General features: G+C 71.0%; 25 protein-coding genes. 9 read left to right on the plus strand and 16 right to left on the minus strand.

Translation table 11 applies throughout. The annotated features are described in order from the left end of the window. Positions 1 to 395: 395 nt before the first annotated feature. From pstS to pstB, 4 genes are all read left to right on the plus strand, one after another. The gene (gene pstS / locus ACSU6L_RS19820; protein WP_437058575.1) at positions 396 to 1,517 is read left to right on the plus strand and encodes a phosphate ABC transporter substrate-binding protein PstS; all 1,122 of its coding nucleotides are present in this window, start codon (positions 396 to 398) and stop codon (positions 1,515 to 1,517) included. 108 nt (positions 1,518 to 1,625) lie between these two features. Beyond that, on the plus strand, positions 1,626 to 2,630 hold the full coding sequence (gene pstC / locus ACSU6L_RS19825; protein WP_437058577.1) for a phosphate ABC transporter permease subunit PstC: 1,005 nt from the start codon (positions 1,626 to 1,628) through the stop codon (positions 2,628 to 2,630). After that, positions 2,627 to 3,688, plus strand: a complete 1,062-nt coding sequence (gene pstA, locus ACSU6L_RS19830; RefSeq protein ID WP_437058579.1) for a phosphate ABC transporter permease PstA — start codon at positions 2,627 to 2,629, stop codon at positions 3,686 to 3,688. Before pstC ends, pstA begins: the two co-directional genes overlap by 4 nt. A 45-nt stretch (positions 3,689 to 3,733) precedes the next feature. Further along, on the plus strand, positions 3,734 to 4,510 hold the full coding sequence (pstB, locus tag ACSU6L_RS19835) for a phosphate ABC transporter ATP-binding protein PstB (RefSeq protein ID WP_073941753.1): 777 nt from the start codon (positions 3,734 to 3,736) through the stop codon (positions 4,508 to 4,510). 192 nt (positions 4,511 to 4,702) lie between these two features. Here pstB and ACSU6L_RS19840 read toward each other — a convergent pair whose 3' ends face one another. Further along, complete coding sequence (locus ACSU6L_RS19840; RefSeq protein WP_437058581.1) at positions 4,703 to 5,701, minus strand: anion permease; 999 nt, start codon at positions 5,699 to 5,701, stop codon at positions 4,703 to 4,705. A 7-nt stretch (positions 5,702 to 5,708) separates the two neighbouring features. Continuing rightward, a complete protein-coding gene (locus ACSU6L_RS19845) occupies positions 5,709 to 6,329 on the minus strand; it encodes a DUF47 domain-containing protein (protein ID WP_073941751.1) in 621 nt (206 codons plus the stop codon). Between the two features lie 213 nt (positions 6,330 to 6,542). Between ACSU6L_RS19845 and ACSU6L_RS19850 the strand changes: the two genes are divergently transcribed. After that, entirely contained in the window at positions 6,543 to 6,926 is a 384-nt protein-coding gene (locus tag ACSU6L_RS19850) for a metal-sensitive transcriptional regulator (protein WP_437058584.1), read from the plus strand. 48 nt (positions 6,927 to 6,974) lie between these two features. On the opposite strand, the gene ACSU6L_RS19855 is transcribed toward ACSU6L_RS19850, so the two are convergent. The 10 genes from ACSU6L_RS19855 to mshD all read right to left on the minus strand — a co-directional run bounded on the left by ACSU6L_RS19855 (position 6,975) and on the right by mshD (position 16,667). Then, positions 6,975 to 7,154 (minus strand): hypothetical protein, encoded by a 180-nt coding sequence (locus ACSU6L_RS19855; protein WP_073941749.1) that lies wholly within the window; start codon positions 7,152 to 7,154, stop codon positions 6,975 to 6,977. An 82-nt stretch (positions 7,155 to 7,236) separates the two neighbouring features. Then, positions 7,237 to 8,079, minus strand: a complete 843-nt coding sequence (locus ACSU6L_RS19860) for a hypothetical protein (protein WP_437058586.1) — start codon at positions 8,077 to 8,079, stop codon at positions 7,237 to 7,239. Positions 8,080 to 8,410: 331 nt separating this feature from the next. Next, positions 8,411 to 8,836, minus strand: coding sequence for an NUDIX hydrolase (locus ACSU6L_RS19865; RefSeq protein WP_437058588.1), 426 nt, complete (start codon positions 8,834 to 8,836; stop codon positions 8,411 to 8,413). Beyond that, positions 8,833 to 9,915, minus strand: coding sequence for a CHAD domain-containing protein (locus ACSU6L_RS19870; RefSeq protein WP_437058590.1), 1,083 nt, complete (start codon positions 9,913 to 9,915; stop codon positions 8,833 to 8,835). The genes ACSU6L_RS19865 and ACSU6L_RS19870 overlap by 4 nt, the downstream gene beginning before the upstream one ends. Beyond that, positions 9,896 to 12,274: an RNA degradosome polyphosphate kinase gene (locus ACSU6L_RS19875; protein WP_437058592.1), complete on the minus strand. Its 2,379-nt coding sequence runs from the start codon at positions 12,272 to 12,274 to the stop codon at positions 9,896 to 9,898. Before ACSU6L_RS19875 ends, ACSU6L_RS19870 begins: the two co-directional genes overlap by 20 nt. 145 nt (positions 12,275 to 12,419) lie before the next feature. Further along, a complete protein-coding gene (locus ACSU6L_RS19880; RefSeq protein WP_437058594.1) occupies positions 12,420 to 13,340 on the minus strand; it encodes a hypothetical protein in 921 nt (306 codons plus the stop codon). Next, positions 13,337 to 14,371 (minus strand): ABC transporter permease, encoded by a 1,035-nt coding sequence (locus ACSU6L_RS19885; protein ID WP_437058596.1) that lies wholly within the window; start codon positions 14,369 to 14,371, stop codon positions 13,337 to 13,339. The genes ACSU6L_RS19880 and ACSU6L_RS19885 overlap by 4 nt, the downstream gene beginning before the upstream one ends. Then, positions 14,368 to 15,255: an ABC transporter ATP-binding protein gene (locus tag ACSU6L_RS19890; protein ID WP_437058598.1), complete on the minus strand. Its 888-nt coding sequence runs from the start codon at positions 15,253 to 15,255 to the stop codon at positions 14,368 to 14,370. Before ACSU6L_RS19890 ends, ACSU6L_RS19885 begins: the two co-directional genes overlap by 4 nt. Beyond that, a complete protein-coding gene (locus tag ACSU6L_RS19895; RefSeq protein WP_073941741.1) occupies positions 15,252 to 15,638 on the minus strand; it encodes a GntR family transcriptional regulator in 387 nt (128 codons plus the stop codon). The genes ACSU6L_RS19890 and ACSU6L_RS19895 overlap by 4 nt, the downstream gene beginning before the upstream one ends. Positions 15,639 to 15,740: 102 nt before the next feature. Continuing rightward, positions 15,741 to 16,667, minus strand: a complete 927-nt coding sequence (gene mshD, locus ACSU6L_RS19900; protein ID WP_073941740.1) for a mycothiol synthase — start codon at positions 16,665 to 16,667, stop codon at positions 15,741 to 15,743. 157 nt (positions 16,668 to 16,824) lie between these two features. Here mshD and ACSU6L_RS19905 point away from each other — a divergent pair, with 157 nt between their 5' ends. The 3 genes from ACSU6L_RS19905 (at position 16,825) to ACSU6L_RS19915 (ending at position 20,976) form a co-directional block, all read left to right on the plus strand. Next, entirely contained in the window at positions 16,825 to 18,639 is a 1,815-nt protein-coding gene (locus ACSU6L_RS19905) for a bifunctional metallophosphatase/5'-nucleotidase (protein ID WP_437058601.1), read from the plus strand. Positions 18,640 to 18,851: 212 nt separating this feature from the next. Beyond that, positions 18,852 to 20,477 carry a vanadium-dependent haloperoxidase gene (locus ACSU6L_RS19910; RefSeq protein ID WP_437058603.1) on the plus strand — a complete coding sequence of 542 codons (1,626 nt, stop codon included), beginning with the start codon at positions 18,852 to 18,854 and terminating at the stop codon, positions 20,475 to 20,477. A gap of 22 nt (positions 20,478 to 20,499) precedes the next feature. Further along, complete coding sequence (locus ACSU6L_RS19915; RefSeq protein ID WP_437058605.1) at positions 20,500 to 20,976, plus strand: hypothetical protein; 477 nt, start codon at positions 20,500 to 20,502, stop codon at positions 20,974 to 20,976. A gap of 285 nt (positions 20,977 to 21,261) precedes the next feature. On the opposite strand, the gene ACSU6L_RS19920 is transcribed toward ACSU6L_RS19915, so the two are convergent. Continuing rightward, positions 21,262 to 21,480, minus strand: a complete 219-nt coding sequence (locus ACSU6L_RS19920; RefSeq protein WP_437058607.1) for a hypothetical protein — start codon at positions 21,478 to 21,480, stop codon at positions 21,262 to 21,264. Positions 21,481 to 21,838: 358 nt separating this feature from the next. Further along, on the minus strand, positions 21,839 to 23,899 hold the full coding sequence (locus ACSU6L_RS19925; RefSeq protein ID WP_437058609.1) for a pectinesterase family protein: 2,061 nt from the start codon (positions 23,897 to 23,899) through the stop codon (positions 21,839 to 21,841). 117 nt (positions 23,900 to 24,016) lie between these two features. Between ACSU6L_RS19925 and ACSU6L_RS19930 the strand changes: the two genes are divergently transcribed. Next, entirely contained in the window at positions 24,017 to 24,367 is a 351-nt protein-coding gene (locus ACSU6L_RS19930) for a DUF6281 family protein (protein ID WP_437058611.1), read from the plus strand. 45 nt (positions 24,368 to 24,412) lie between these two features. On the opposite strand, the gene ACSU6L_RS19935 is transcribed toward ACSU6L_RS19930, so the two are convergent. Next, positions 24,413 to 25,852, minus strand: coding sequence for a sensor histidine kinase (locus ACSU6L_RS19935; protein ID WP_437058613.1), 1,440 nt, complete (start codon positions 25,850 to 25,852; stop codon positions 24,413 to 24,415). Next, complete coding sequence (locus ACSU6L_RS19940) at positions 25,849 to 26,586, minus strand: response regulator transcription factor (protein ID WP_437058615.1); 738 nt, start codon at positions 26,584 to 26,586, stop codon at positions 25,849 to 25,851. Before ACSU6L_RS19940 ends, ACSU6L_RS19935 begins: the two co-directional genes overlap by 4 nt. Positions 26,587 to 26,597: the final 11 nt, after the last annotated feature.

Genomic DNA, 26,597 nt, shown 5'->3' on the forward strand with positions numbered 1-26,597 from the left:
AGACGGGGCCCGCGGGCCGGGGGTTCCACGCGCTGTGGCGCGGACCGGGGCTCGATACACGATCGGGTACTCCCGGTGGCCGCACGATGTGGTGTAGCTTCCACGCAAATGACCCTTTTGTTCACCATTCGAGGCCCGCACTGTCGAACTCACGTGCGGGTTGGAGTCAGGGTTGCCGGAACCTCCGTGTGCTCTCCCCGTAAGCATTCCGTGACCTAACCGCACCGACCGCAGGGGTTCACCCCCCGTTCACTTCCGGCCATAGGCGGCTTCACCTGATCTGCCTAATTTCGGCCTTGCTGATGACGGACGCGACCTCGATACCGCGTCCGTCACACCCAGACTTCGCACGCCGCCGGATTCAGGACGGCGGCTCCCGGAAGGAACTCCCGAAAGTGAAGCTTCAGCGCATGAACCGGCGGGCCCTCACCCTCGGTGCTCTCGCCGTCTCCGGCGCCCTGGCCCTCACGGCGTGCGGCTCCGACGACACCGGCAACGGCGGCGACGCGACGGGCGCCGCCAAGCCCTCCGGCTCGATCCAGTGTGACGACGCCAAGGGTCAGCTGCTCGCAGACGGCTCGTCCGCGCAGAAGAACGCCATCGACGCCTGGGTGAAGCAGTTCGCCGCCGCCTGCCAGGGCGTCCAGATCAACTACAAGGGCTCCGGCTCCGGCGCCGGCATCACCGCGTTCAACCAGGGTCAGGTCGCCTTCGCCGGTTCGGACTCCGCGCTGGACAGCGAGGAGATCGCCGCCTCCAAGGAGGTCTGCGAGGGCGGTCAGGGCATCGACCTCCCGATGGTCGGCGGCCCGATCGCGCTCGCCTACAACATCCCGGGTGTCGAGAACCTGGTGCTGGACGCCCCGACGATCGCCAAGATCTTCGACGGCAAGATCACCAAGTGGAACGACGCGGCGATCAAGAAGCTGAACCCCGAGGCCGACCTTCCCGACCTGAAGATCCAGGCCTTCCACCGCTCGGACGAGTCCGGCACCACGGACAACTTCACCAAGTACCTGATCGCCACCACCCCGGACAACTGGAAGTACGAGGGCGGCAAGGCCTGGCAGGCCAAGGGCGGCCAGTCCGCGTCCGGCTCCTCCGGCGTGGCCCAGCAGGTCTCCCAGGTCTCCGGTGCGATCAGCTACATGGAGCTGTCCTACGCCGAGGGCATGGACGTCGTCGCCATCGACACGGGCGCCGCCGAGCCGGTCAAGGCCTCCACCGAGGGCGCCACCAAGGCCATCGCCGACGCCAAGATCGTCGGCCAGGGCAAGGACCTCGCCCTGGACATCAACTACAAGACCTCGGCCGACGGCGCCTACCCGATCACCCTGGTCACGTACGAGATCGTCTGCGACAAGGGCAACAAGGCGGAGACCCTGCCCACCACCAAGGCGTTCCTGAACTACATCGCCAGCGAGGACGGCCAGGGCCTGCTCGCCGACGCCGGCTACGCGCCGATCCCCGACGAGATCATCACCAAGGTCCGCACCACCATCGAGGGCCTGAGCTGACCTGAGTGCGCGGCCCGGCTCCCCGGAAGGGGGCCGGGCCCCGCACCGTCCGGTGCACCGCCGCCAGGAGCCGCACGTCGCGTCCGGCTCCGCAGACCGGAGAACCTGATGGACATAACGACCAAGAACACTGACGCACCTCCACCCACGAAGCCCGTGGTGACCGAGGCCAAGCGCGCCGCCCGTGGCGCCACCCGTCCGGGCGACCGGATCTTCCTCGGCCTGTCCCGTGGCTCGGGCATCCTGCTGCTGGTGATCATGGCCGCGATCGCGGTCTTCCTCACCTACCGCGCGTTCCTCGCCATCAGCGAGGACGAGGGCAACTTCCTCACCACCTTCGAGTGGGAAACCAGCGCCCAGCCGCCGGTCTTCGGCATCGCCGTGCTGGCCTTCGGAACCGTGGTCTCCTCGATCGTCGCCATGGTCATCGCGGTCCCGATCGCGGTCGCCATCGCGCTGTTCCTCACCCACTACGCCCCGCGCAAGCTGAGCGGTCCCATCGCCTACGTGATCGACCTGCTCGCCGCCGTGCCGTCCATCGTCTACGGCCTCTGGGGCGCGCTGATCCTCGTCCCGCACATGAACGGCCTGTTCGGCTGGCTCGACCAGTACTTCGGCTGGACCGGCATCTTCGAGTGGCAGGGCGGCCCGGCCCGCTCGATGCTCACGGTCGGCATCCTGCTGGCGATCATGATCCTGCCGATCATCACCAACGTCAGCCGCGAGGTGTTCCGCCAGGTCCCGCAGATGCACGAGGAGGCGGCCCTGGCCCTCGGCGCCACGCGCTGGGAGGTCATCCGCATGGCCGTGCTGCCGTTCGGCCGCTCCGGCGTGATCTCCGCGTCGATGCTCGGCCTCGGCCGCGCGCTCGGCGAGACGATGGCCGTCGCCACCGTGCTCTCCCCCTCCTTCGAGATCCAGACCAGCCTGCTCGACGCGGGCGGCGGCACCTTCGCCCAGAACATCGCCAGCAAGTTCGGCGAGGCGGACACCTTCGGCCGTGACGCGCTGATCGCCTCCGGTCTGGTCCTGTTCGTCATCACGCTGCTGGTCAACGGCGCGGCCCGCGCGATCATCGCCCGCCGCAAGGAGTACTCGGGGGCCAACGCATGAGCCACGCCGTCCTCAACGACAAGCGCCCCAGCACGCTGCGCGGCGCAGGCCTGCCCAAGTGGGCCCCGTGGGCGATCGCCGCGGGCTCGCTCGCGCTCGGCGTGGGCATCGGCGTCGTCGCCGACCTGCACAGCCGGATCCAGTGGGGTCTGATCGCCGCGATCCTGTTCGTCCTCGGCACGTACGTCATCGCCTCGGCCGTCGAGGGCCGGCGGCAGGCCAAGGACCGTATCGCCACCGCGCTGGTCTGGGTCGCCTTCCTGCTCGCCGTGGTGCCGCTCGCCTCGCTGATCTGGGCGACCGTGCAGCGCGGTCTGAAGGTGCTGGACGTCTACTTCCTCACCCACTCGATGGGGCTCGTCGGCGACCGGGAGCCGGGCGGCGGCATCTACCACGCCATCATCGGCAGCCTGGAGCAGGTCGGCCTCGCCACGCTGATCGCCGCGCCGATCGGTGTGCTCACCGCGATCTACCTGGTCGAGTACGGACGGGGCAACCTCGCCCGGGCCGTCACCTTCTTCGTCGACGTCATGACGGGTATCCCGTCGATCGTCGCCGGTCTGTTCATCCTCAGCATCATGCTGATGTTCGAGATGCAGCCCTTCGGCTTCGCCGGCTCGCTCGCGCTGGCCATCCTGATGATGCCGGTGGTCGTGCGCTCCACGGAGGAGATGCTCAAGCTCGTACCGAACGAGCTGCGGGAGGCGTCCCTGGCGCTGGGCGTGCCCAAGTGGCGCACGATCCTCAAGGTCGTCCTGCCCACCGCCATCGGCGGCATCACCACCGGCATCATGCTGGCGGTCGCCCGTATCGCCGGTGAGACCGCGCCGGTGCTGCTGCTGGTGTTCGGCAACCCCTTCATCAACAACAACCCGTTCGAAGGGGCCCAGGCCTCGCTGCCGCTGTACATCTACCAGCAGTACGCGCAGAGCGCGGGCGCCGAAGCGGCGTTCGACCGTGCGTGGGCGGCGTCCCTGACGCTGATCGCCTTCGTGATGATCCTGAACCTGCTGGCGCGCGGCATCGCGCGCTGGAAGGCCCCGAAGACCGGTCGCTGACGCGGCCAACGGCGACCGATCAAGCATTCTGGAAGTGAAGCAATCATGGCCAAGCGAATCGACGTAAGCGGACTGACCGCCTACTACGGCTCCCACAAGGCGATCGAGGACATCTCGATGACCGTCGAGCCGCGCTCGGTGACGGCGTTCATCGGCCCCTCCGGCTGCGGCAAGTCGACGTTCCTGCGCACCCTGAACCGCATGCACGAGGTCACGCCCGGCGGGCGGGTCGAGGGCAAGGTGCTGCTCGACGACGAGGACCTGTACGGGACCGGGGTCGACCCGGTGTCGGTGCGGCGCGAGGTCGGCATGGTGTTCCAGCGGCCGAACCCGTTCCCGACGATGTCGATCTTCGACAACGTGGCGGCGGGGCTGCGGCTCAACGGGAACTACAAGAAGAGCGAGCTGAACGACATCGTCGAGAAGTCGCTCAAGGGCGCGAACCTCTGGAACGAGGTGAAGGACCGCCTGAACAAGCCGGGCTCCGGTCTCTCCGGCGGTCAGCAGCAGCGGCTGTGCATCGCTCGGGCGATCGCCGTCGAGCCGAACGTGCTGCTGATGGACGAGCCGTGCTCGGCCCTCGACCCGATCTCGACGCTCGCGATCGAGGACCTGATCGGGGAGCTGAAGGAGCGCTTCACGATCGTCATCGTGACGCACAACATGCAGCAGGCGGCGCGGGTCTCCGACCGCACGGCGTTCTTCAACCTCGCCGCGGTCGGCCAGCCCGGCCGGCTGATCGAGATCGACGACACGGAGCGGATCTTCTCCAACCCGTCCGTCCAGGCCACGGAGGACTACATCTCCGGCCGCTTCGGCTGATCCAGCCGTCCACATGGACCCCTCGCGGTGCTGCATGGCGGTGCCACCGCGAGGCGACAAGGGCCCGCCCCCTGGCTCCCGGGGGGCGGGCCTGTTCGTTGCCGGTACGTCGTTTCTGCGGGCGGCGCCCGCTGACCCCGGCGTTCGTGGGTTGGGTGGGCGCCGCCCTGGTGTCTGTGCTCGGCGGGTGGGTTACAGGAACGCCAGGTAGACCAAGCCGTACGACATGGCCGCCACCGCTGCCGCGGCCGGCATGGTGATGAACCAGCCGAGGACGATGTTCTTGGCCACGCCCCAGCGCACCGCGTTGACCCGCTTCGTCGCGCCCACGCCCATGATGGCGGAGGTGATGACGTGGGTGGTGGAGATCGGCGCGTGGAAGAGGAAGGCGGAGCCGAACATGATCGTCGCGCCGGTGGTCTCGGCGGCGAAGCCCTGCGGGGGGTCGAGTTCGATGATCTTGCGGCCGAGCGTGCGCATGATGCGCCAGCCGCCCGCGTAGGTGCCCGCCGACAGCATCACGGCACAGGCGATCTTGACCCACACCGGGATCGGGTCGCCGTAGTCCTCGACGTCGGCGATGACGAGGGCCATCACCACGATGCCCATCGTCTTCTGGGCGTCCTGGAGGCCGTGGCCGAGCGCCATGCCCGCCGCCGACACCGTCTGCGCTATGCGGAAGCCGCGCTTGGCCTTGTGCGGGTTGGCCCGCCGGAACATCCACAGGATCGCGGTCATCACGAGGTAGCCGGCCAGCAGGCCGACCACCGGCGACACGAACATCGGGATGACGATCTTCTCCAGCACGCCGTCCCAGTAGACGGTGGTGCCGCCGGCGAGTGCCGCGCCCACCATGCCGCCGAACAGCGCGTGCGAGGAGGACGAGGGGAGTCCGAAGTACCAGGTGACGAGGTTCCAGACGATCGCGCCGACCAGCGCGGCGAAGAGGATCCCCATGCCGGTGGAGCCCTCGGGCGTCTCGATCAGCCCCTCGCTGACCGTCTTGGCGACCCCGGAACCGAGGAAGGCGCCCGCGAGGTTCATCACGGCCGCCATCGCGAGCGCCGCCCGCGGGGTGAGTGCGCGCGTCGACACGGACGTGGCGATCGCGTTCGCCGAATCGTGGAAGCCGTTCGTATACGTGAAGAAGAGCGCGACCCCGATGGTCACGACCAGAGCAAAGGTGTCCATCGACGCCTCAGGACTCCTTGACGGCGATGGTCTCCACCGTGTTCGCCACGTGTTCGAACGCGTCCGCGGCTTCTTCGAGGACGTCGACGATCTGCTTGAGCTTCAGCACCTCGATGGCGTCGTACTTGCCGTTGAAGAGGTGGGCGAGCAGCTTGCGGTGGATCTGGTCGGCCTGGTTCTCGAGGCGGTTGACCTCGATCCAGTACTCGGTGAGGTTGTCCATGGTGCGCAGGTTGGGCATGGCCTCGGCCGTGAGTTCGGCGGCCCGCGCCAGGACCTCGATCTGCTGCTCCACGCCCTTGGGCAGCTCGTCGACGTTGTAGAGGACGACCAGGTCGACGGCCTCCTCCATGAAGTCCATGATGTCGTCGAGGGACGAGGCGAGGGAGTAGATGTCCTCGCGGTCGAAGGGCGTGATGAAGGAGGAGTTCAGCTGGTGGAAGATCGCGTGCGTCGCGTCGTCACCCGCGTGTTCCGCTGCCCGCATACGCTCCGCGATCTCGGCCCGGGCGGAGGTGTCCGCCCCGAGCAGTTCCATCAGGAGCTTCGAGCCCGTGACGATGTTGTCCGCGGATGCGGCGAACATGTCGTAGAAGCTCGTCTCCCTGGGGGTCAGACGAAAGCGCACGTGGGGTCCTCGGTATGCATCGGTTTCGGTCAGGCTGATGCTAGGCGCATCATCCGGCCACGGCTAATGGGCCGTCCCCCAGTGTCGCCCATCAGGCAGAGTTGTCGGCACGGGGGCGGCGCACGGGGTCGGGTCCGTCCTGTCGGCAAGGGGCCCATACCCGGCAAAGTCCGTTACGATATACCCAGCAGGGGTATGTAGATGGAGGGTGCTATGACGACCACCGAGGCCGGCGCCGGTCTGCCTACCGAGGTCCCCGGGGAGGTCTCCGCTGAGGGCGCCGCGGACGCCGTGGTGACCGATCACGATCGGGGCATCCACGGGTACCACCACCAGAAGGACGAGCACCTGAAGCGGCTGCGCCGCATCGAGGGGCAGATCCGCGGCCTGCAGCGGATGGTCGACGAGGACGTCTACTGCATCGACATACTCACGCAGGTGTCCGCCTCCACCAAGGCCCTGCAGTCCTTCGCCCTCCAGCTCCTGGAGGAGCACCTGCGGCACTGCGTCGCGGACGCGGCCCTCAAGGGCGGGGACGAGATCAACGCCAAGGTGGAAGAGGCCACCAAGGCCATCGGTCGGATGCTCCGCACCTGACAGCACCGCACCTGACAGCACCGCGGCGCCACGGCGCCGCGGCGGGCACTACGCCTCGGTGGCGCGGGCGCGTTCCTCGGCCACTCGCAGGACCTGGTCGATGCTCTCCATGCTCAGCCGGTCCTCGGCGGCCGAGGCCGCGATGATCAGCTCTCCGCACAGTTCGATCTCGGCGAGGGCCACGTGGTCCTGTACTGCCGTACCGCCGAGCGGAGCCACGTGCGTCACCTCTTCTCTGCCGTCACCGGCTTCCTAGAGTAGGGAGCGGCCTACGCACCGCGCATGGCACGGACGGGCTAGTTCCAGCCGGTCACTCCTCGGCGATCCGGCCCGCGTAGATGTCCTCGGCGGGCGGCAGCCGTACGTCGGCGGGGGTGCCGAAGCCGTACAGCAGGGTCGTCGAGGCGACCGCCACCGTGGCTTTCCGGCTGCCGTTGACGAAGCTGAAGCGGTGCCGGACCTTGCGGACGCGGCCCTCGTCGTCGAGGAAGACGTCGAACGGGACCTCGGACGTGGCGAACCCTTTCGCCGCCGCCTCCAGGGACGCTTTTCCGCCGGGGGAGGCCTTCTTCGCGGCCTCGGCGAGGTCCGCGGTGCCGCGGTAGTGCCGGACCGGCGCGCCCCCGACCTCGGTACGGCCGACGTACGTCGCCGTCCGCGTCCCGAGCAGCACCTCGGCCGCGGCGAGCGGATCGGTGGCACCGCCCGTGACCAGGTTGCCGTCGGAGAGGGTGGCCGTGTCGACGCGGACCCACTTGTCGGCCGGGACGCCCGCGCCCCGGTTCTTCATGTAGAGGGCGCCCGGGGCGAGCAGCTCGGTGATGGGCCGGCGCTCGGCCCGGCCCGCCGGGTCCTGCGGGAGCAGCACCTTCAGCCGGCCGACGGCGCGTGTGTAGTCGTAGACGCCCTCGCCGCGGATGGTGACGCGGGTGCCGCCGGTGGCCATCTCCATCGACGTGATCGCCTTGGAGGTGCCCGCGTCGACCAGGGCGGCGGCGGCCTGGCGGAGCGCGGGGAGCGGGTCGGCGGCGGGCCGGCCGTCGTCGGCGGCCGCGCCGCTGCTCTGGCATCCCGACGTGGTGAGACAGACGCAGGCCATGAACCCCGCCGCGAGGACCGTGCCGCCCGCCCTGCCGTGCTGCCGCTCCGCCATCCCTGCCTACCCCCAGCCGTCCGTCCGTCAAGGGCCCCCTGTCGTCCGGTTAACGACGGGTAGGTTGGGCCGTCACGCGGCCGGGGGCGGAGCGGGGCGGCACGGGACTCTCGCGGTTCGTTCACCTTGCCTGGGTACTGTGTCCGGTGTGACCGAGCAGGAACGGTACGCCCCTGGCCGGAACCATCCGGAACACCGGATCACCACGGTGGAGCAGGGGCCGTTTTGTGTGGCGCGGTGCAGCTGCGGCTGGCGGGGACCCGCCCGCCGGGCGCGCAGCCAGGCGCGGACGGACGGGGCGGGACATGCGGACGAGGCGTGAGCCCGCGCGTCAGGCCAGGCGCAGGGCGGCCAGCAGTTCGTCGACGAGTTCCCGGTCGCGGGGCTGGGTCAGCCGCTCGCGGGCGGCGGCGGGGGAGAGCCACAGGACGTGGTCGACCTCGGTGGTCGGGGTGAAGGTGCCGGAGACGGCCTCGGCCGCCCAGTAACGGACCTGCTTGGAGCGGCCGCCCACCGGATAGTGCAGGGTCGGCAGCTCGGCGCCGGGTGTCGCCGTGCAGCCGGTCTCCTCCTCGACCTCGCGCAGGGCGCCGGCCAGCGGGTCCTCGCCGCGCTTCAGCTTGCCCTTGGGGTGCGACCAGTCGTCGTACTTCGGGCGGTGCACGAGACAGAGCTCCAGCTCCCCGTCCACCGGCGAGCGGCGCCACAGGACGCAGCCCGCGGCCTGGACGGGGGTGCTGTCGGCGGGGCCGGTCACGGTGTGCCCACCGTCTGCATCTGCCAGGACTGCTGGAACGCGAACCGGGCCGCCTCCACCTCGTGGCGCTGGTCGGCGTGCAGGACGCCGAGGGCGTAGGCGGTGGCCGGGGCGATGCGCGGGGTGCGGGCGGCCGCTGCCGCAGCCGCCGCGGCCTCCGAGGCGTCGCGGTGCCGGTTGAGGGACTGACCGGCGGTCAGCAGGCGTACGTCGACGGGCGCGTTGTCGCCCTCCACGACCTCGCGGGCGTAGCGGTGCAGGCGCAGCAGCAGGCGGACCTGGTGCCACGGGGCGTCCTGGGGGTGCGGGGCCGGGTCCGGGGAGAGGCCGTGGATCAGCGCCTCCGCGTTGTACGGGCTGCCCGCGGTGACCAGGGGCAGGGCGGTGACGGCGTCCCTGAGGCGTTCCTCGGCGGCGGCCGCGAGGGGGCGCAGGTCCGTGGTCGTCGCGGCGGTGTCGAGGGGGACCTCGCTGGCCAGCACGGCGACCTTGTCAGCCACCGCGTGGAAGCGGGAGGAGCCGAGGGCCTGGAGGGCGGTGGAGTGGGCGCGGGTGCGGGCGAGGGTGAGCTGGCGGTCCAGGAGGGCGCCCGCCTTGGCGGCGCCCACGGTGAGGTTGCCGCGCTCCGCGGGCGCCGGGGTGCCGGCGTTGCCGGGTGCCGCCGCGCCCGCCCGTGCCGCCCCCGCGGTACGGCTCCCTCTGACGGTCTCGGCCACGGTGGCCTGGCCCGGGAACGCCGTCGAACCCGACAGGCGGTGCAACGCGTTCAGCAGGCGTTCCAGGCGGGAGGCGTAGGCGTGTTCAAGGGCCAGGGTGCCGGACAGCCAGGCCAGTTCGGGGCGCATGCCCTCGGACCAGTCGGTGTCCAGCAGCGCGCGGAACGTGTGGAGGCTGCCGCTGATGCGCCGGGCCGAGCGGCGCAGTGCCCGGGCCGCGTCGAGCGAGTCGTGCGGGCCGGTGCCGGTCTCGCGGTGCTGGCGCAGCGCGCGCAGGAACTCCGTGGCCTGCGCGCGCAGATAGCCCGCCAGAGCGTCCCCCGTCACGGGACCGGCCATGGGGTCAAGGTGTCGCTGTGCCACGCCGGCGCCTCCGGGCGTCTATGAGCATCTCCTGGATGTTCCGCAGGGGTCCGCCGTCCCCGTCCGTCGCGTGCCGGGTCCATTCGCCCTCCGGCCCGAGGTGCCAGGAGGCGGTGGAGTCGGACATCCCGGTCTCCAGCAGCCGGTTGAGCGCGGCACGGTGGGCCGGGTCGACGACCCGGACCAGGGCTTCTATCCGGCGGTCGAGGTTGCGGTGCATCATGTCGGCGCTGCCGATCCAGACCTCCGGTTCGCCGCCGTTGCCGAAGGCGAAGATCCGGGAGTGTTCGAGGAACCGGCCGAGGACCGAGCGGACCCGGATGTTCTCCGAAAGGCCCGCCACACCCGGCCGCACCGCGCAGATGCCGCGCACCCAGATGTCGACGGGCACGCCGGCCTGGGACGCGCGGTACAGGGCGTCGATGACGGCCTCGTCGACCATCGAGTTGACCTTGACGCGGACGTAGGCGGGACGTCCGGCGCGGTGGTGCTGGATCTCCTTGTTGATCCGTGAGACCAGGCCGTCGCGCAGCGACTTGGGGGCCACGAGGAGGCGGCGGTACGTCTCCCGGCGGGAGTAGCCGGAGAGGCGGTTGAACAGGTCGGACAGGTCCGCGCCGACCTGCGGGTCGGCGGTGAGCAGGCCCAGGTCCTCGTAGAGGCGGGCCGTCTTCGGGTGGTAGTTGCCGGTGCCGACGTGGCTGTAGCGCCGCAGGGTGTCGCCTTCCTGACGGACCACCAGCGACAGCTTGCAGTGGGTCTTCAGGCCGACGAGGCCGTAGACGACGTGGCAGCCGGCCTCCTCCAGCTTGCGCGCCCACTTGATGTTGGCGTGCTCGTCGAAGCGGGCCTTGATCTCGACCAGGACGAGGACCTGCTTGCCGGACTCGGCGGCGTCGATGAGCGCGTCGACTATGGGGGAGTCGCCGGAGGTGCGGTACAGCGTCTGCTTGATGGCGAGGACGTCCGGGTCCTGCGCGGCCTGCTCCAGGAACGCCTGCACCGACGTGGAGAACGAGTCGTACGGGTGGTGCAGCAGGACGTCCCGCTGGCGCAGGGCGGCGAAGATGTCGGGCGCGGAGGCGGACTCGACCTCGGCGAGGTCGCGGTGGGTGCCGGCGATGAACTTCCGGTACTTCAGCTCGGGCCGGTCGAGGCCGTGGATGCGGAAGAGGCCGGTGAGGTCGAGCGGGCCGGGCAGCGGGTAGACCTCGGCCTCGCTGATCTTCAGCTCGCGCACGAGGAGGTCCAGCACCTCCCGGTCGATGGACTCCTCCACCTCCAGGCGCACCGGCGGCCCGAAGCGGCGCCGCATGAGTTCCTTCTCCAGGGCCTGGAGCAGGTTCTCGGCGTCGTCCTCCTCGACCTCCAGGTCCTCGTTGCGGGTGAGGCGGAAGGCGTGGTGCTCCAGCACCTCCATGCCCGGGAACAGCTCCTCCAGGTGCGCGGCGATGACGTCCTCGATGGGGACGTAGCGGCCGGGGCTGCTCTCCAGGAAGCGGGACAGCAGCGGCGGCACCTTCACGCGGGCGAAGTGCTTGTGGCCGCTGACCGGGTTGCGTACGACGACGGCCAGGTTCAGGGACAGGCCGGAGATGTACGGGAAGGGGTGCGCGGGGTCCACGGCGAGCGGGGTGAGCACCGGGAAGATCTGGTGCCGGAACAGGGTGAACAGGCGGGCCTGTTCCTTCTCGGTCAGCTCGCTCCAGCGGACCAGGTGGATGCCCTCCTCCGCGAGGGCGGGGGCGACGTCCTCGTGGTAGCAGGCGGCGTGCCGGGCCATGAGCTCGCGGGAGCGGGCCCAGATCATCTCCAGCACCTCGCGCGGCTGGAGGCCGGAGGCGGACCGGGTGGCCACGCCGGTGGCGATGCGGCGCTTCAGACCGGCGACCCGGACCATGAAGAACTCGTCCAGGTTGCTGGCGAAGATCGCCAGGAAGTTCGCTCGTTCGAGCAGGGGGGTGTCGGGGTCCTCGGCGAGTTCGAGGACGCGCTCGTTGAACGCGAGCCAGCTGCGCTCCCGGTCGAGGAACCGGCCCTGGGGCAGCTTGGCACCGTCCACGCGCGCTTCCTCGTACGCATCGAGGTCGGCGTCGATGTCGGGTTCCAGGTCGGATACCGCCGCCGCCACGGTGTGCGGGCGGTGCGCGGCGATGGAGCCCACGGAGGGCTGTGCGTGCTGGACCTGCTGGACCGGTGCCTGGGCGTTCTGCTGGCTCATGAACCCATTCTTCCGCGCCAGGAGCGACACAGGCGCGTCGGAGCGGGCGGGTGGGAGCGCGGCGCTGGCGCCGGCGGTCCCGTTCCCGGAAACGCTCCCCTCGGGTGGGGGTGAAGGCTCTGGCACGGCGGGCTTCATTCGCCGAGCGTCGCAAGGTCGTCTGAATCGATGGTTACGGCGACATGACGTGTGGGATAGCGGGCGGCGGATCGCGGGCGCGCGGGAGCGGCCCGCGTACGTTCCTCCCCCCGTGGAGGGGCGTACGCGGACCGGGTCTTGATCCTCAGCTCGCGCGGCGGCGCAGCAGCAGATGGCAGGCGGCGGCCGCGGCGGCGGTGAGGGCGAGCAGGATGCCGGTCTCCACGAGCTGGAGGGGCAGCAGGTGGGAGCGGGGGTGGTAGGTGGCGGAGGTCATCCGGTCCTGGTCGAAGACCGTGCCGACGGCGAAGGCGGAGCGGGGCAGTTCGAAGGTGGCGCCGCCGGCGGTGCGGGTGAGCGCCGGCCACAGGTCGCCGCGGTAGTGCTCCAGGACCTTGTGGAGGACGGTCCAGACGGCGAGTGACAGTCCTGCGGCGGGCAGTGCCCGGCCGGTGAGCAGTCCGGCGAGGGCGCCGAGGACGAGACCGGCCAGTGGGTAGGCGACGGCGGTGGGACCGCCGCTGACGAAGACGTCCGGCAGGTACCAGTCGCCGACCAGGTCCGGGTCGCCGTCGCCGCGCGCCCACTCCAGCAGCGCCAGGGCCGCCGCCGTCCCGGCCGTCAGCAGCGCTGCGGGCACGGCCAGCTTGGCGGCGAGCCAGCGGGCCGGGGTGACGGACTGGGTCCAGGCGAGCCGGGCGGTGCCGTTCTCCAGCTCGCGGCCGATCAGCGCGCCGCCCGCCCAGGCGGTCACCGGGAAGACCAGGTAGGCGAGGGTGCCGGTGAGCAGGCCGATCCCGGTGGCGTAGGTCTCGTCGGCGCCGATCGCCTCGACCTCCGCGCAGGACGGCAGCCGGTCGGTGGCCGGGGTGGCGCAGGCGCCCATGCCACGCCGGGCGTCGTCCCCGATGACGTACATCCACACCGAGACCAGCGCGGCGGCGGCGAGCGCGGCCAGCGAGAGCCACAGCGCCGTGCGGTGCAGCCGCAGCACGGCCCAGATCAGGCCGCGCGGGCGCCGGGTGCCGCGCGGGGCGGGGGCGGCGGTGGCGGCGGGGGCGGTCATACGGCGGCTCCCGGACGGAGGGTTTCCGTACGGCGGGTTCCCGTACGGCGGGCTCCCGTACTGCGGTTCAGCAGCCAGAACGCGGCCAGGACCGCGAGAGCGGCGACGGCGAGGACGATGCCGGTCTCGACGAGCTGGAGGGGCCAGAAGTGGTCGGCCGGGTGGTGGTCGCGGTAGAAGCCGACGATGTCGTGCTCGGCGAGGCAGCGGGCGTCGTCGACGCACATCGGGTCGGGGACGCGGGCGCCGGTGGAGGTGAGGGCGCCGTCGCCGACGACCATGCCGGTCCACTCCGGGTAGTACTCCTTGCCGGTCCGGGTCACGGCCGGCCACAGGTGCGGGCGCAGGGAGGACAGCGCGCCGGTGAGGACGAGCAGGCTCATCACGGCGGCCGCCAGCGCGGGCAGCGCCCGGCGGACGAGCAGACCGGCGAGGGCGCCGACGGCCAGGCCGAGCAGGGCGTAGGCGGTGGCCAGGGTGCCGTTGGCGAGGTAGACGCCGCCGTCGTGCCAATCGCGCGTGCCCGTGGCCTCCCGCAGCGGTCCGTCCACCGACCACAGCAGGCGGTGCAGCAGCGTGAGCAGGACCGTGCCGGCGGCGAGCAGGGCGGCGGGCACGGCGAGCTTGGCGGCGAGCCAGCGGGCCGGGGTGACGGACTGGGTCCAGGCGAGCCGCGCGGTGCCGTTCTCCAGTTCCCGGCCGATCAGGGCGCCGCCCGCCCAGGCGGCGGTGAGGAGCGGGGTGAGGGTGAGCAGGCCGGTGCCGAGGACGGTGGCGAGCTGGTAGTGCTGGGCGGCGGGGACCGTGGCGTCGCAGTACCCGGGGCCGCAGTCCATCCCGCGGTAGACGTCCAGAGCGGCGTCCACGCCCGGCCCGTACGCCCACAGCAGGGCGCCTCCGGCGACGGCGAGCAGCATCAGCCAGAACCACAGCGCCGACCGGTGCACCCGCAGCAGCACCCAGGTCAGGCCGCGCGGGCCACGGGCGGGACGGGCCCGTTCGGGGGCCGCGGTGGTCGTCACGGCGGTCATACGGCGGCCTCCACCGGGGTGTCGAGGTGCAGCTCCGGGGCTTCGGGGGCGCGCAGGTGGGCGAGGACCAGCTCCTCCAGCGAGGGCTCGGTGCTCTGCCAGGCGCCGGGGACCGGGCCCCGGGGGCGGATCAGCGCGGTGAGCTGTCGTCCGGTCGTACGGGACTCGACGACGGTGTGCGGCGTGAGGTCGGCGCCTGTCGGGCCGGTGATCAGGGTGTGTGCGGCGAGCAGGTCGTCGAGCGGGCCGGAGAGGCGGATGAGGCCGCCGCCGACGAGCAGCAGGTGGTCGCAGGAGCCCTCCAGCTCGGCCACGACGTGCGAGGACATGACAACCGTGGTGCCGTGCTCGGCGGCGTCCGCCATCAGCGTGCCCATCAGCTGGTGCCGGGCCAGCGGGTCGAGGTCGGCCATCGGCTCGTCGAGCAGCAGCACCTCGGGGCGCTTGCCGAGGGCGAGGGCGAGCGCCACGCGGGTGCGCTGGCCGCCGGAGAGGGAGCGGACGCGGGCGCCGGGGTCGAGGTCGCCCTCGGCGACGACGCGGGCGGCGACCGCCTGGTCCCAGCGGCCGGGGTTGAGCTCCTGGCCGAGACGGAGGGTGTCGGCGACGGTGAGCTGGGGGTGCAGGGGCTTGTCCTGGGCGACATAGGCGAGGCGTTCGCGGACGTCGGCCGGGTGGGCGCCCAGCACCCGGACGGTGCCCTCGGTGGGGGCGAGCAGTCCGGCGGCGAGGGCGAGCAGGGTGGACTTGCCGGCCCCGTTGGGCCCGACGACGGCGCAGACGCGCCCGGCGGGCAGCCGGAAGGCGCAGTCGTCGAGCGCTCGCCGTCCGCGCCGGCCGAAGCTCTTGGACAGCGCGGCCGCCTCGATGGCGGTGTCGGTCATTCCTGGTCCCCCTTGAAGTGCGTGTCCAGTACGGACGTGAAGAGCGCGGCCACGTCGTCCCGTTCGAGCCCGGCGGTGCGGGCCTTCGCCGCCCACGCCTCCAGTTCGCTGCGCAGCGGCGAGTCGGCTGGTGCGGCGCCCAGGGAGCGCCGGACGAAGGTGCCGAGGCCGCGGCGGGCCTCGACGAGGCCTTCGCGTTCCAGCTCGCGGTAGGCCTTCAGGACGGTGTTCGGGTTGATGGCGGTGGCCGCCACGACCTCGCGGGCCGTGGGCAGCTGGTCGCCGGGCTGGAGCAGGCCGAGGCGCAGCGCCTGCTTGGTCTGCTGGACGATCTGCAGGTAGGTGGCGACTCCGCTGCGCCGGTCGACGCGGTATTCGACCACTCGGACAACCACCCTTTCACTAATTGAGTAGTGAAAGGGTGGTGCGAGAGAGGGGGCGGCGTCAAGATCGCCGCCCCCTCGTGAGGCCTCCGGGCGGAAAGATCAGGTTTCGGACCGGTACATGAGGTCCGTCTCGTATGTGGTGAAGCCCAGCCGCTCGTACACCGACACCGCCGCCTTGTTGTCCGCGTCGACGTACAGCATCGCCGTCGGCAGCCCCTGCGCCGCCAGATGCCGCAGCCCGACCGTGGTCAGCGCCTTGCCCAGGCCGCCGCCCTGCGTGCCGGGCGCCACCCCGAGGACGTACACCTCGCCGAGCTGCTCCTCCGCGTGCACCTTCGTCCAGTGGAAGCCGACCAGCTCGCCCTCGCGCTCGGCCAGGAAGAAGCCCGCCGGGTCGAACCACGGCTCCGCCTTGCGGTCGTCCAGGTCGCGCTGGGTGAGGGAGCCCTGCTCCGGATGGTGGGCGAACGCGGCGGCGTTGACGGCGAGCCAGGCCGCGTCGTCCCGCCCCGGCACGAAGGTCCGCACGCTCACCCCGGCCGGCAGTACCGGCTCGGGCAGGTCGAGTCCCGCCAAGGGGCGCCGCATCTGACGCAGTTCGCGGAACAGGGTCAGCCCCAGCACCTGCGCCAGATGCCGGGCCGCGGAATGGCCGCCGTGCGCCCACACCCGCAGCCGCTTGCCGGAGGCGGCCAGCAGCGCCGTACCGAGGGCGCGGCCGTGGCCGTGGCCGCGGTGCGAGGGGTGGACGACCAGCTCGGCGGCCGGGGCCTCCACCGGATCCGTGTCCTCCAGCTGGGCGTAGCCCACGAGTTGGTCGCCGAGGGTCAGCAGCAGATGGGACACACCCTCGCGTTCCCCGCCGCGCAGCTGGAGCCGGCCCTGTTCGGACACCGCCTGCTGGCCGTCGACGCGAACGGCCTCCGCGAGCAGTCCGAGAACCGCCTCGATCTGTTCCGGGGAGAGCGCCGCGTAGGTCTCGATGGCGCGGGAGGGGCCGGGCCGTGCGATGTCGTCGCTGGTCATGCCTACGAGGGTAAGGGGAGGCGGCCCGAAAACGGCGGCAAAGGGAAACCAGGATGTAACCATGAACCCCCTGTCGCGCTACGCGCGTTGACTCTAGGCTGCGCCGGGACCATCAACCGCCGGGAACACCACCCCGGGAAGAACCACAGGGGGGCGTATGCCAGCCACCACTCCGCCGCACGACCGCCGCAGACGCCGTACGACCAGGCTGCTCGCGGCCACCGCCGGGCTCGCGACCGTCGGCGCGCTGGTCGCCGCGCTGCCGTCCACCGCCAGCGCCGACGAGAAGACCGGCAAGCACTGGCCGGGCCGCTACCAGGACGTCCAGCTGCTGTCCTTCAACGACTTCCACGGCAACCTCGAGCCCCCCACGAGTTCCTCGGCGCGGCTCACGGAGATTCAGCCCGACGGCAGCGTCAAGACCATCAACGGCGTCGGCGGCGTCGAGTACCTGGCCGACTCGCTGCGCACGGCCCGCTCAGGCCATCCCTACTCGGTCACCGCGGCGGCAGGCGACCTGATCGGCGCCAGCCCGATCACCTCGGCGCTCTTCCACGACGAGCCGACCATCGAGGCTATGAACGCCCTCGACCTGGACGTCACCGGCGTCGGCAACCACGAGTTCGACGAGGGCCGCGCCGAGCTGGAGCGCATGCAGGAGGGCGGCTGCCACCCGGAGGACGGCTGCTACGCGGAGGGCCGTACCTTCGAGGGCGCCGACTTCCCGTTCCTGGCCGCGAACGTCACCGACGACAAGACGGGCAAGCCGATCCTCGACCCCACGTACGTGTGGGAGAAGAACGGCGTGAAGATCGGATTCATCGGCGTCACCCTGGAGGGCACGCCGAACATCGTCACCGCCGAGGGCATCAAGGGCCTGACCTTCCACGACGAGATCAAGACGATCAACCACTACGCCAAGAAACTGCAGCGCCAGGGCGTGAAGTCGATCGTCGCCCTGATCCACGAGGGCGGTCTCCCGGCCTCGGAGGCGTACAACTACGACTGCGACGCCGGCGGCGCGGGATCCGGCATCTCCGGCCCGATCGTCGACATCGCCAAGGGCGTCACGGCCAAGGTGGACGCGCTGGTCACCGGCCACACGCACGCGGCGTACGCCTGCACCATCACGGACCCGGAGGGCAAGCCGCGCACGGTGACCTCCGCCGCCTCGTTCGGCCGGCTCTACACCGACACCTCGCTGACGTACGACCGCCTTACCGGCGACATCGTCCGTACGTCGGTGAAGTCCGCCAACCACGTGGTGTACCGGAACAACGCGGCCTCGGACATGACATCGCTGATCAGCCGCTACCAGACCCTGGCGGCCCCCATCGCCAACCGTCCGATCGGTCACATCGCCTCGGACATCAAGACCACCCTGGAGTTCGACGACTCCCCGCTCGGCAACCTGATCGCCGACGCCCAGCTGGCGTACGCCAAGACCCTGGACCCGGCCGCGTCCGTGGCGCTGATGAACCCGGGCGGCGTGCGCGCCGATCTGGTCCACGCGTCCTCGCCGGCCGGTGAGGGCGACGGTGTGGTGACGTACGGCGAGGCCTTCAAGGTGCAGCCGTTCGCCAACACGGTGAACCTGGTCGACCTCACCGGCGCGCAGCTGCTCACCGTGCTGCAGCAGCAGGTCTCCGGCGCCAACGCGGCCGCCCCGAAGATCCTGCAGCCCTCGGGGCTGACGTACACGCTGGACCTGACGAAGACGGGCGCCGACCGGATCGTCACCGACTCCATCCGCGTCGCGGGCGCCCCGCTGGACCCGGCGAAGACCTACCGGGTCGCCGCCAACTCCTTCCTCGCCGGCGGCGGTGACGGCTTCACGGGGCTGGCCGGGGGCGCGAACCCGCTGATCGGGCAGGACGACCTGGTGGCCTTCGAGGCCTACCTGGCCGCCAACTCCTCGGCGACCAGCCCGCTGCAGGCGCCTGCGGCGGACCGGGTGAACGTCATCAAGTGACCGACCGCGCGAAGGGGTCCGGCGGACGCTGTCCCCGGGCCCCTTCGCCGCGTCCGGAAGCTGCCGCCGTGTCCGGACCCCGGGGTGTCCCGGTCCACGTGCGTTCACGCGCAGCTTACTTCCGGGCGGGTAGCGCGGGCGGACGCTGATCCTATGCTGCGTGTGATCTTGTCTGCACGATCGACTTTTGTGATCTCTGGAGGGGCAAGACTGTGAAACACCCTGTCAGACGCTCCATCACCGTCGTCCTGACGCTGCTTCTGGCATGTCTGGGCATATCGGCGCCCGCGCACGCCAGTTCGACCACGGGCGACCGAGTCCTCTACTGGAACCAAGCGCTGATCGACGCCTACGTCACCACGGGCGGCTCCCCGGGACCGCTGGCACGGGCCGGGGCCATGATGCATCTGGCCATGTACGACGCCGCGAACGCCAGCCGCTGCCACAGCAGCGGCGGCTTCAAGCCGGAGAACTGCCTGGGAGCGCTCTACACCCCCGGCATCAGCGTGAAGGCCGGCATCGCTCCCAACGTCGAGGCAGCGCTGGACCACGCCGCGTACAACGTCCTCGAATCCGTCTTCCCCGCGCTCGACTTCGCCCCCTACCTCACGGCGGCCCGCACGGGCGAGCCGGTCGACGCCACCACCACGGAGGGCAAGAGCGTCGGCGAGAAGGCCGCCGCGGCGATGATCGCCCGTCGTACCGGCGACGGATCCGGGGACACCACGCCGTACACCCCGAGCACCGAGCCCGGCCAGTGGCGCCCGACGGGCTCCGGTCCGGCGGTGGATCCGAACTGGGGCAAGGTCAAGAAGTTCATCGACTACGGCGACTACCCGTGGACGCACTTCAAGACCACGGCGGCCGACCTGCGTCCGCAGCCGCCCGCCGGGATCGCGACGATGCCCGAGCTGCTGAAGAGCCCCGACTACACGGCCCAGTTCAAGGAAGTGGCGGAGCTAGGAGCGGCCAACAGCAGGACACGGACCGCCGAGCAGACCCAGATCGCCTGGTTCTGGGCCAACGACCTGAACGGCACCTACAAGCCGCCGGGTCAGCTCTTCACCCACACCCGGGTCGTCTCCGAACAGCGCGGACTCGACCAGCTCGCCAACGTCCGGCTCTTCGCACTGGTCGCGGGCTCGATGGCGGACGCGGGGATCTCCGCCTGGGACGCGAAGTACCAGACCGCCATCGATCTGTGGCGGCCCGAGAGCGCCATCCGGATGGCCGACTCGGACGGCAACCCGGACACCGCGCAGGACAGTTCCTGGCAACCCCTCTCGGCTGATGAAGCCGGAAACCACTTCAGTCCGCCTTTCCCCGCCTACGTCTCCGGGCATGCGACCTTCGCCGGGGCATGGGCCGAGTCGATGAAGCAGTTCTTCGGCACGGACAACATCTCCTTCACCGGCACCACCGACGATCCCCATGCGGTCGGGGTCTCCCGCACCTTCCCCACCTTCAGCGCGGCGGCCACCGAGAATGCCCGAAGCCGGGTCTACCTCGGTGTGCACTACCAGTGGGACGGCGACCTCGGCGTCGCAACAGGCCGGAAGGCCGCCGGCCAGATCCTCAACAACACGTACGGTCCGACGAGTTACAGCGACAAGACACCCGTGTACAGCGGCCCGCGTCTCACCACCGTGGGCAAGGAATGGCTGATCAAGCCGATGGGGGCCACGACCGTCGGGAACCTGTACGACGGCACCCACGCTTCCTGGTACTGGTGTGACGACTACGGGGCGGAGAACACCTACGGCCAGCTCCTCTGGAACTCCTACGGCTGTGCGAACGGCTACGACGGCTCCACACACCTCTATTACGTTCCGCGCTAGTACCGGAAAGGACGGTCTCTCCGTGATCAGGAAGCATCTCCGACGCATCGGCGCTACCGCCGGTGTGATCGCCGCACTCGTGTCCGTCGCGGTCGCCAGCGCGAGCGCGACGGGATCGCAGGCCGACCCCAGCGTGCCAGGCACTCTCCGGGTTTTCGCCGGACCGTACGAGCAGGCGCAGTTCTGTGAGGGCGGCCCGACGCCGGTGATCTCCAGTGCGAGAGGCGGCGCGCTCGCCGCCTCGCCGACCGAGTTCGGCAAGGACGCGGGCAAGAACAGAAGTTACTCGTCCCTGCGGGCCACCTTCGAGGTCGCCGAGCCGGGTGAGGCCCCGCTCATCACCAAGACCAAGCGGATCTGGCCGAACGGCATGGTCTTCAACCTCGCTCTCGCCGCAGGCGACCTGAAACCGGGCGAGTACCAGTTCCGCCTGCAGGCGATCGGCGGCAACCAGGCCTCGGCCTGGACACCCTGGTGCACGTTCACCGTCACTCAGTGACCCACGCCATCGACGCGTGAATCTCACCTGAACGGTCAAGAAGGCCGGTTCCCCCACCGGGAACCGGCCTTCGGCCGGCTCACTGTCCCGCTGACATCGGCGCCGGCTCGCCGAAGATCCAGCAGTCCGCCCGGGCCGGCGCCTCGACGAACCGGGGCGGGACGACGTCACCGTGGGTCTACCCTACGGACCCGGTCCGACAGAGCTTCGAGCCTCCCCGGCACCGCCTCAGCCGCGCAGCGGACCGGTGACCGACTCGCCGATGACGAAGCCCTTGGCGGGGCCTTAGGGGACGGTGACCTCCGTGCCGTCGGGGACGCGGTGGAGGTCCTCCCAATCGGCCTTGTCGGGACGGGGGCGGGTGAGGAGAGTGACGGCGCCCTGGCCGTCGTAGTCGTCGATGAGCAGATGGACGGGGATGCCGGCGCGAGCGTACTCGCGGCGTTTGCGGATGTGGTCGCGGTCCTGGTTGCGTTTGGAACTCGTCCGACGCGCGCCGTACACGGTTCGTGATCTGGGCGTGGGACAGACGGCCGGTGGGCGACACCTCGATGGCTCCCTCGATGATCTCAGCGCGGCAGCCCTCGGGGAGTTCCATGGCTTTCCACGCCTGCCACAGGACCTCGTCCAGGTACCGGGGGCACAGGCAACGCCGTCACGCTACATGCGGCGGTACGGCTGACCAGGGCGAATGCCTCGGGTTCTCCCGTTCGGGCGACCGGCGGCACAACGTGGCGAGCGGAGGCGCGCACCTCCGGCTGACCATGACCCGGAGTGCACTATCCCCTGGACGCACCGGCCGACGACGGGTCGTGGGACCGGTTGCGGGCGCTGCTCGCCCACCTGCGTCCCGAGGGTGGTGTCAGGAAGCCGTAGGCGTCCAGCCCGCCAGCCAGTCCGCGACCTCCTGGTCGGCGGCCTGGGCGGGGGTCAGGTGGGGGCGGTCGGTGCTTGCGCTGCCCGCGCCCGCGCCGGTGTTCTGGTACTCCGCGAAACGGTCGTCCTTCCAGGAGAAGCCGCTCATGTCGGTCCAGGGGGCGGTGCGGACGGCCGCGCTGAGGGTGGTGTTGCGGACGGTGGTCTGCGGGTCGAGGGTGGCGTCGCCGCCCGCGTGCCAGGGGCGGCCGAGGTGGAAGGTGCGGTCGGCCACGTCACCGTTGACGGCGGAGTTGGCGATGAGGATGCCCTTGCGGTTCGCGGGCGTGCTCGGGGCGGTGACGTACCCGGCGGAGGTGCCGTCCCAGCGTTTCTTCAGCGTGATGACGGACCGGTCGATCACGGCGGTCGCCCGGCCGAAGATGAAGTCGACGTTGCCGGTGACGTAGGAGTCGGTCATGTAGACCCGGCCGAGCCGGTCCTTGGCCGCGGTGTCCACGAGCAGGGTGTCCTGGTCGCCGTTGACGATGATCCCGTCGAGGAACACCTTGTCGGCGGCGGTGCGCAGGGCGACGGCCTGGTGGCCGGACAGGGACTGGTTCGCCTTCTCGTCGAAGTCGTTGGTGACGGTCAGGTTGCGGGCCTGGAAGTCGTCGGCCTCGACGGCGACGGTGGCGCTGCCCGCGGTGCCGTACGTGCCCGACCCGTCCGGCTTCGGCGTGCCCGCCGCGTTGTTGTGGACGATGACGGTGTCCTTGCGGCTGGCGCCAGTGCCCTGGATGGTGACGTGCGGCTTGTTCGAGGGCACCTTCACGGTCTCGCGGTACGTGCCGGGCTTGACGGCGATCACCACGCGGGAGGGGTTGTTCGCGGGGACGGCGTTCACGGCGGCCTGGACGGTGGAGTACTGGCCCGAGCCGTCCTTGGCGACGGTGAGGGTGGTCGCGGCGGCGGCGGTGGTCGTGGCCGCCGCCGTGGTGCCGAGGGAACCGCGCGGTCCGGCGCCCGACTTCAGCAGCGCCGGCACGTCCGCCGCCTTGTCGAGCGTGTAGCCGTAGTACGTCTTCGGATCGAACGCCGTGCCGCCGCTCTCGTTGCGGCCGCTGGTGCCGGAGAAGACGTTGCCGCGCTGGACGATCGTCGCGGTGGCGTCCTTGATGACGGGGTTCCGCATGCCCTGGAAGCAGGAGTTCTCCAGGACCATCTTCGTGCTGCCGCGCGAGTAGTTGCCGTAGGAGGACGTGATGTCCGTCCCCGGGGTGTCCTCCAGGAGGTTGTTGTAGAGGTGCGCGTGGGCGGCGTTGTCCGTGGAGGGGTTGCGCTGCTCGGTCTCGCGGATCCAGTTGTGGTGGATCGTGATGTCCGTCTTGACGTTCTCGGTCCAGCCGATGCCGAACGTCTTGTTGTTGTCGCTCAGCTTGTTCCACGACACGGTGACGTTCGTGCTGTCCTTGCGGACGTCGATCAGCCCGTCCGCCATGTGCCGCAGGTCGTTGTGGTCGATCCAGACGTGGTGGGCCCCGTCCATCTGGATCGCGTCGAAGTCGTGGTCCTTGTCGTTCCAGACGCCCTGGTACGAGTCCCGGATGGTCAGGTTCCGGATGATCACGTTGTGTACGCCGGTACCGAGGAAGAAGCCGCCGCCGACGATGTGCCCCGAGGTGCCCGACCCGATGATGGTCTTGTCGGACCGGACCTTGATCTCCTTCCCGACGGGCGACATGTCGATGGTCCCGGCCACGACGATGACGTACGGCTCCGCGGCGGTCGCGTACTTCTCCAGGTCGGCGAGCGTCTTCACGGTGACGATCTGTCCGCCCCGGCCGCCGTACGTGCCCTTCTGGCCGAGGGAGTTCACGGAGGCGAAGCCGTCCGCGGTGGCGGTCGCCCAGGCGGGCACGGCAGCCGTGGCGGCCGCGGCGGCCTTCGGCTGCGCGTCCTCGCCGAGGACGAGCACGCCCGCGGCGGTCAGGGCGAGGGGCACACCGGCCGCCAGCAACGTCGTCCTGCGCCTGCGGTGACGGGGCTTGCCATGGGTCTCACTCATGCGCGGGTTCCGTTCCGTGTGGGGATGGTCGCCCGGTAGTCGCCACCGGAGACGGAACGGTTGCCGCGAACGAACCGGGTGGGACCGGCGTCGGAGTCATGACGGAAGGGGGCCTGGATGAGGGCCGCACGAGGCGTGCTGATGCTGCTGCTGCCGGTCATGGGGTGCACGGTCGCGGGTGGCGGGGGTGAGGCTGAGGCCGACGCGTCCTGCGCGTACCTGGTGACGTACCGGGGGCACACGTACGTCGGTGCGGAGAACGGCGACTTCGAGGTCGCCGAGCGTATCGGCACGGCCGCCATGCCGCCCTGCGACGACACCCCGGGCGACGACGACCCGGGCACCCCGACGACCACCCTGAACGCCTACCGGGTCGTGGGCTGGGACACCGCCGAAGCGATCGCCGTGGGCAGGTCGGCCGACGATGTGGTGTTCGCCCGCGTGGATCCCGATCTGGAACTGCCGTGACTGCCGTGACTGCCGAACCGCCGTGATCCCGGAACCGCCGTGACGTCAGCTGTCGTCGCCGGGCATCTCCGGCGGCGGCGTCGGCGCCCCCGGCAGGCGGACCGTCACCAGCGTGCCGCCGCCGTCCGCAGGGGCGAGCGTCACCTCGCCGCCCGCCTGCTGCACCGTCCGCGCCACGATCGACAGGCCCAGGCCCGAGCCCGGCAGGGCACGCGCTCCGGGGCTGCGCCAGAAGCGGTCGAAGACGTGCGGCAGCTCGTCGGCGGGGATGCCGGGGCCGTGGTCGCGGACCGTGAGGACGCCGCCGTCGAGCCGTACGTCGACCGTGCCGCCCGCCGGGCTGAACTTCACCGCGTTGTCCAGGACGTTGACCACCGCCCGCTCCAGCGCCGACGGCTCCGCCCGCACGTACCACGGCCGTACGTCCGCCGTGATCGTCAGCTCGGGGCCGCGCAGCCGGGCCCGGCGCAGCGCCGACTCCACCGCGTCCTGGAACGGGATCACCTGCGTACGGTCGCCGGCCTGGCCGGTGTCCGGGCGGGACAGCTCCTGGAGATCGCCGATCAGCGCGGCCAGCTCCGTCATCTGCGCCTTCACCGAGGCGAGCAGCGCCCTGCGGTCCGCCTCCGGGAGGGGGCGGCCGGTCTCCTCGCTGCGGGTGAGGAGTTCGATGTTGGTGCGCAGCGAGGTGAGCGGCGTACGCAGCTCGTGTCCGGCGTCGGCGATCAGCTGCTGCTGGAGGTCGCGGGAGCTGGCCAGCGCGGAGGTCATCGAGTTGAACGACCGCGTCAGCCGCGCGACCTCGTCGTCGCTGTCGTCCTCCACCGGGATACGGATGGTGAGGTCCTCGGTGCGGGCCACGTGCTCGACGGCCTCGGTGAGCCTGTCGACGGGCCGCAGCCCGGTCCGCGCGACCCACAGGCCCGCGGCCCCGGCGCCCACCGCGCCGATCCCGGACACCAGGAGCAGCACCCACGCCAGGTTCGTCAGCGGCTTGTCGACCGTCGTCGTGGGCTGGGCCAGCGAGACGGCGTAGCGTTCCACGCCGACGGTGACCGGGCCCGGCCCCGGCACATAGGTGTGGACGCGTCGCTTCACGCCGTCGCCGTCCGTCACCGTGTGCAGGGCGTCGCGCTGCTCGCCGCGCGCGACCGCCACGTCCTGGCCGGAGACGGGCAGCTCGGCGTCGGAGGACGGTCGGCAGGCCGAGCCGTCGGCGGTCACGATCTGCACGGTGTAGCCGGGCAGCGAACCGATGCTGTCCGTGCCGTCGGACGTGCAGGCACGGACCAGGCTGCGCAGATAGAGCTCGTGGACCTGGGTGTGCCGCAGGGTCGTGTCGAACTGCGAGGTCAGCTGCGCCCGCGTGATGAACCAGCACGCGGCCGAAGCCAGCGCCACCGCCACGGCCACGGCCGTGGTCACCAGCAGCGCCAGCCGCGAGCGGATCGGCAGGGCGCGCAGGCGCCGCACCGCCTGGTTCACTCGGTGCCGCCCTGCCGCAGGACGTACCCCACGCCCCGCACGGTGTGCACGAGCCGCGGCTCGCCGCCCGCCTCCGTCTTGCGGCGCAGGTACATGACGTACACGTCGAGGGAGTTCGACGACGGCTCGAAGTCGAAGCCCCACACCGCCTTCAGGATCTGCTCCCGGGTGAGGACCTGGCGCGGGTGCGCCATGAACATCTCCAGCAGGGTGAACTCGGTGCGGGTCAGCTCCACCGCCCGCCCGCCCCGCGTCACCTCACGGCTCGCGAGGTCCATGCGCAGGTCGGCGAAGGTCAGCGCCTCGCTGTCCTCGGCCGTGGCGCCGGCGACCGCCGCCGCGTAGGAGCTGCGCCGCAGCAGCGCCCGGATGCGGGCGAACAGCTCGTCCAGCTCGAACGGCTTGACCAGGTAGTCGTCGGCCCCGGCGTCCAGGCCGGTCACCCGGTCGCCGACCGTGTCCCGGGCCGTCAGCATGAGGATCGGCGTCGTGTCGCCCGCGCCGCGGATGCGCCGCGCCGCGGTCAGCCCGTCCATGCGGGGCATCTGGATGTCGAGGACGACGAGGTCGGGCCGGTACGCGGTCGCCTTCTCCAGGGCGTCCGCGCCGTCGACCGCGACCTCCGTGTCGTACCCCTCGAACGCCAGGCTGCGCTGGAGCGCCTCCCGCACCGCCGGCTCGTCGTCGACGATGAGGATGCGCTGGGGGTCACGGTCGCCTTCGGCGGGGCTCATGGCGTGGTTCC

This window comes from Streptomyces sp. enrichment culture, from assembly GCF_964272855.1.
Lineage (GTDB): Bacteria > Actinomycetota > Actinomycetes > Streptomycetales > Streptomycetaceae > Streptomyces.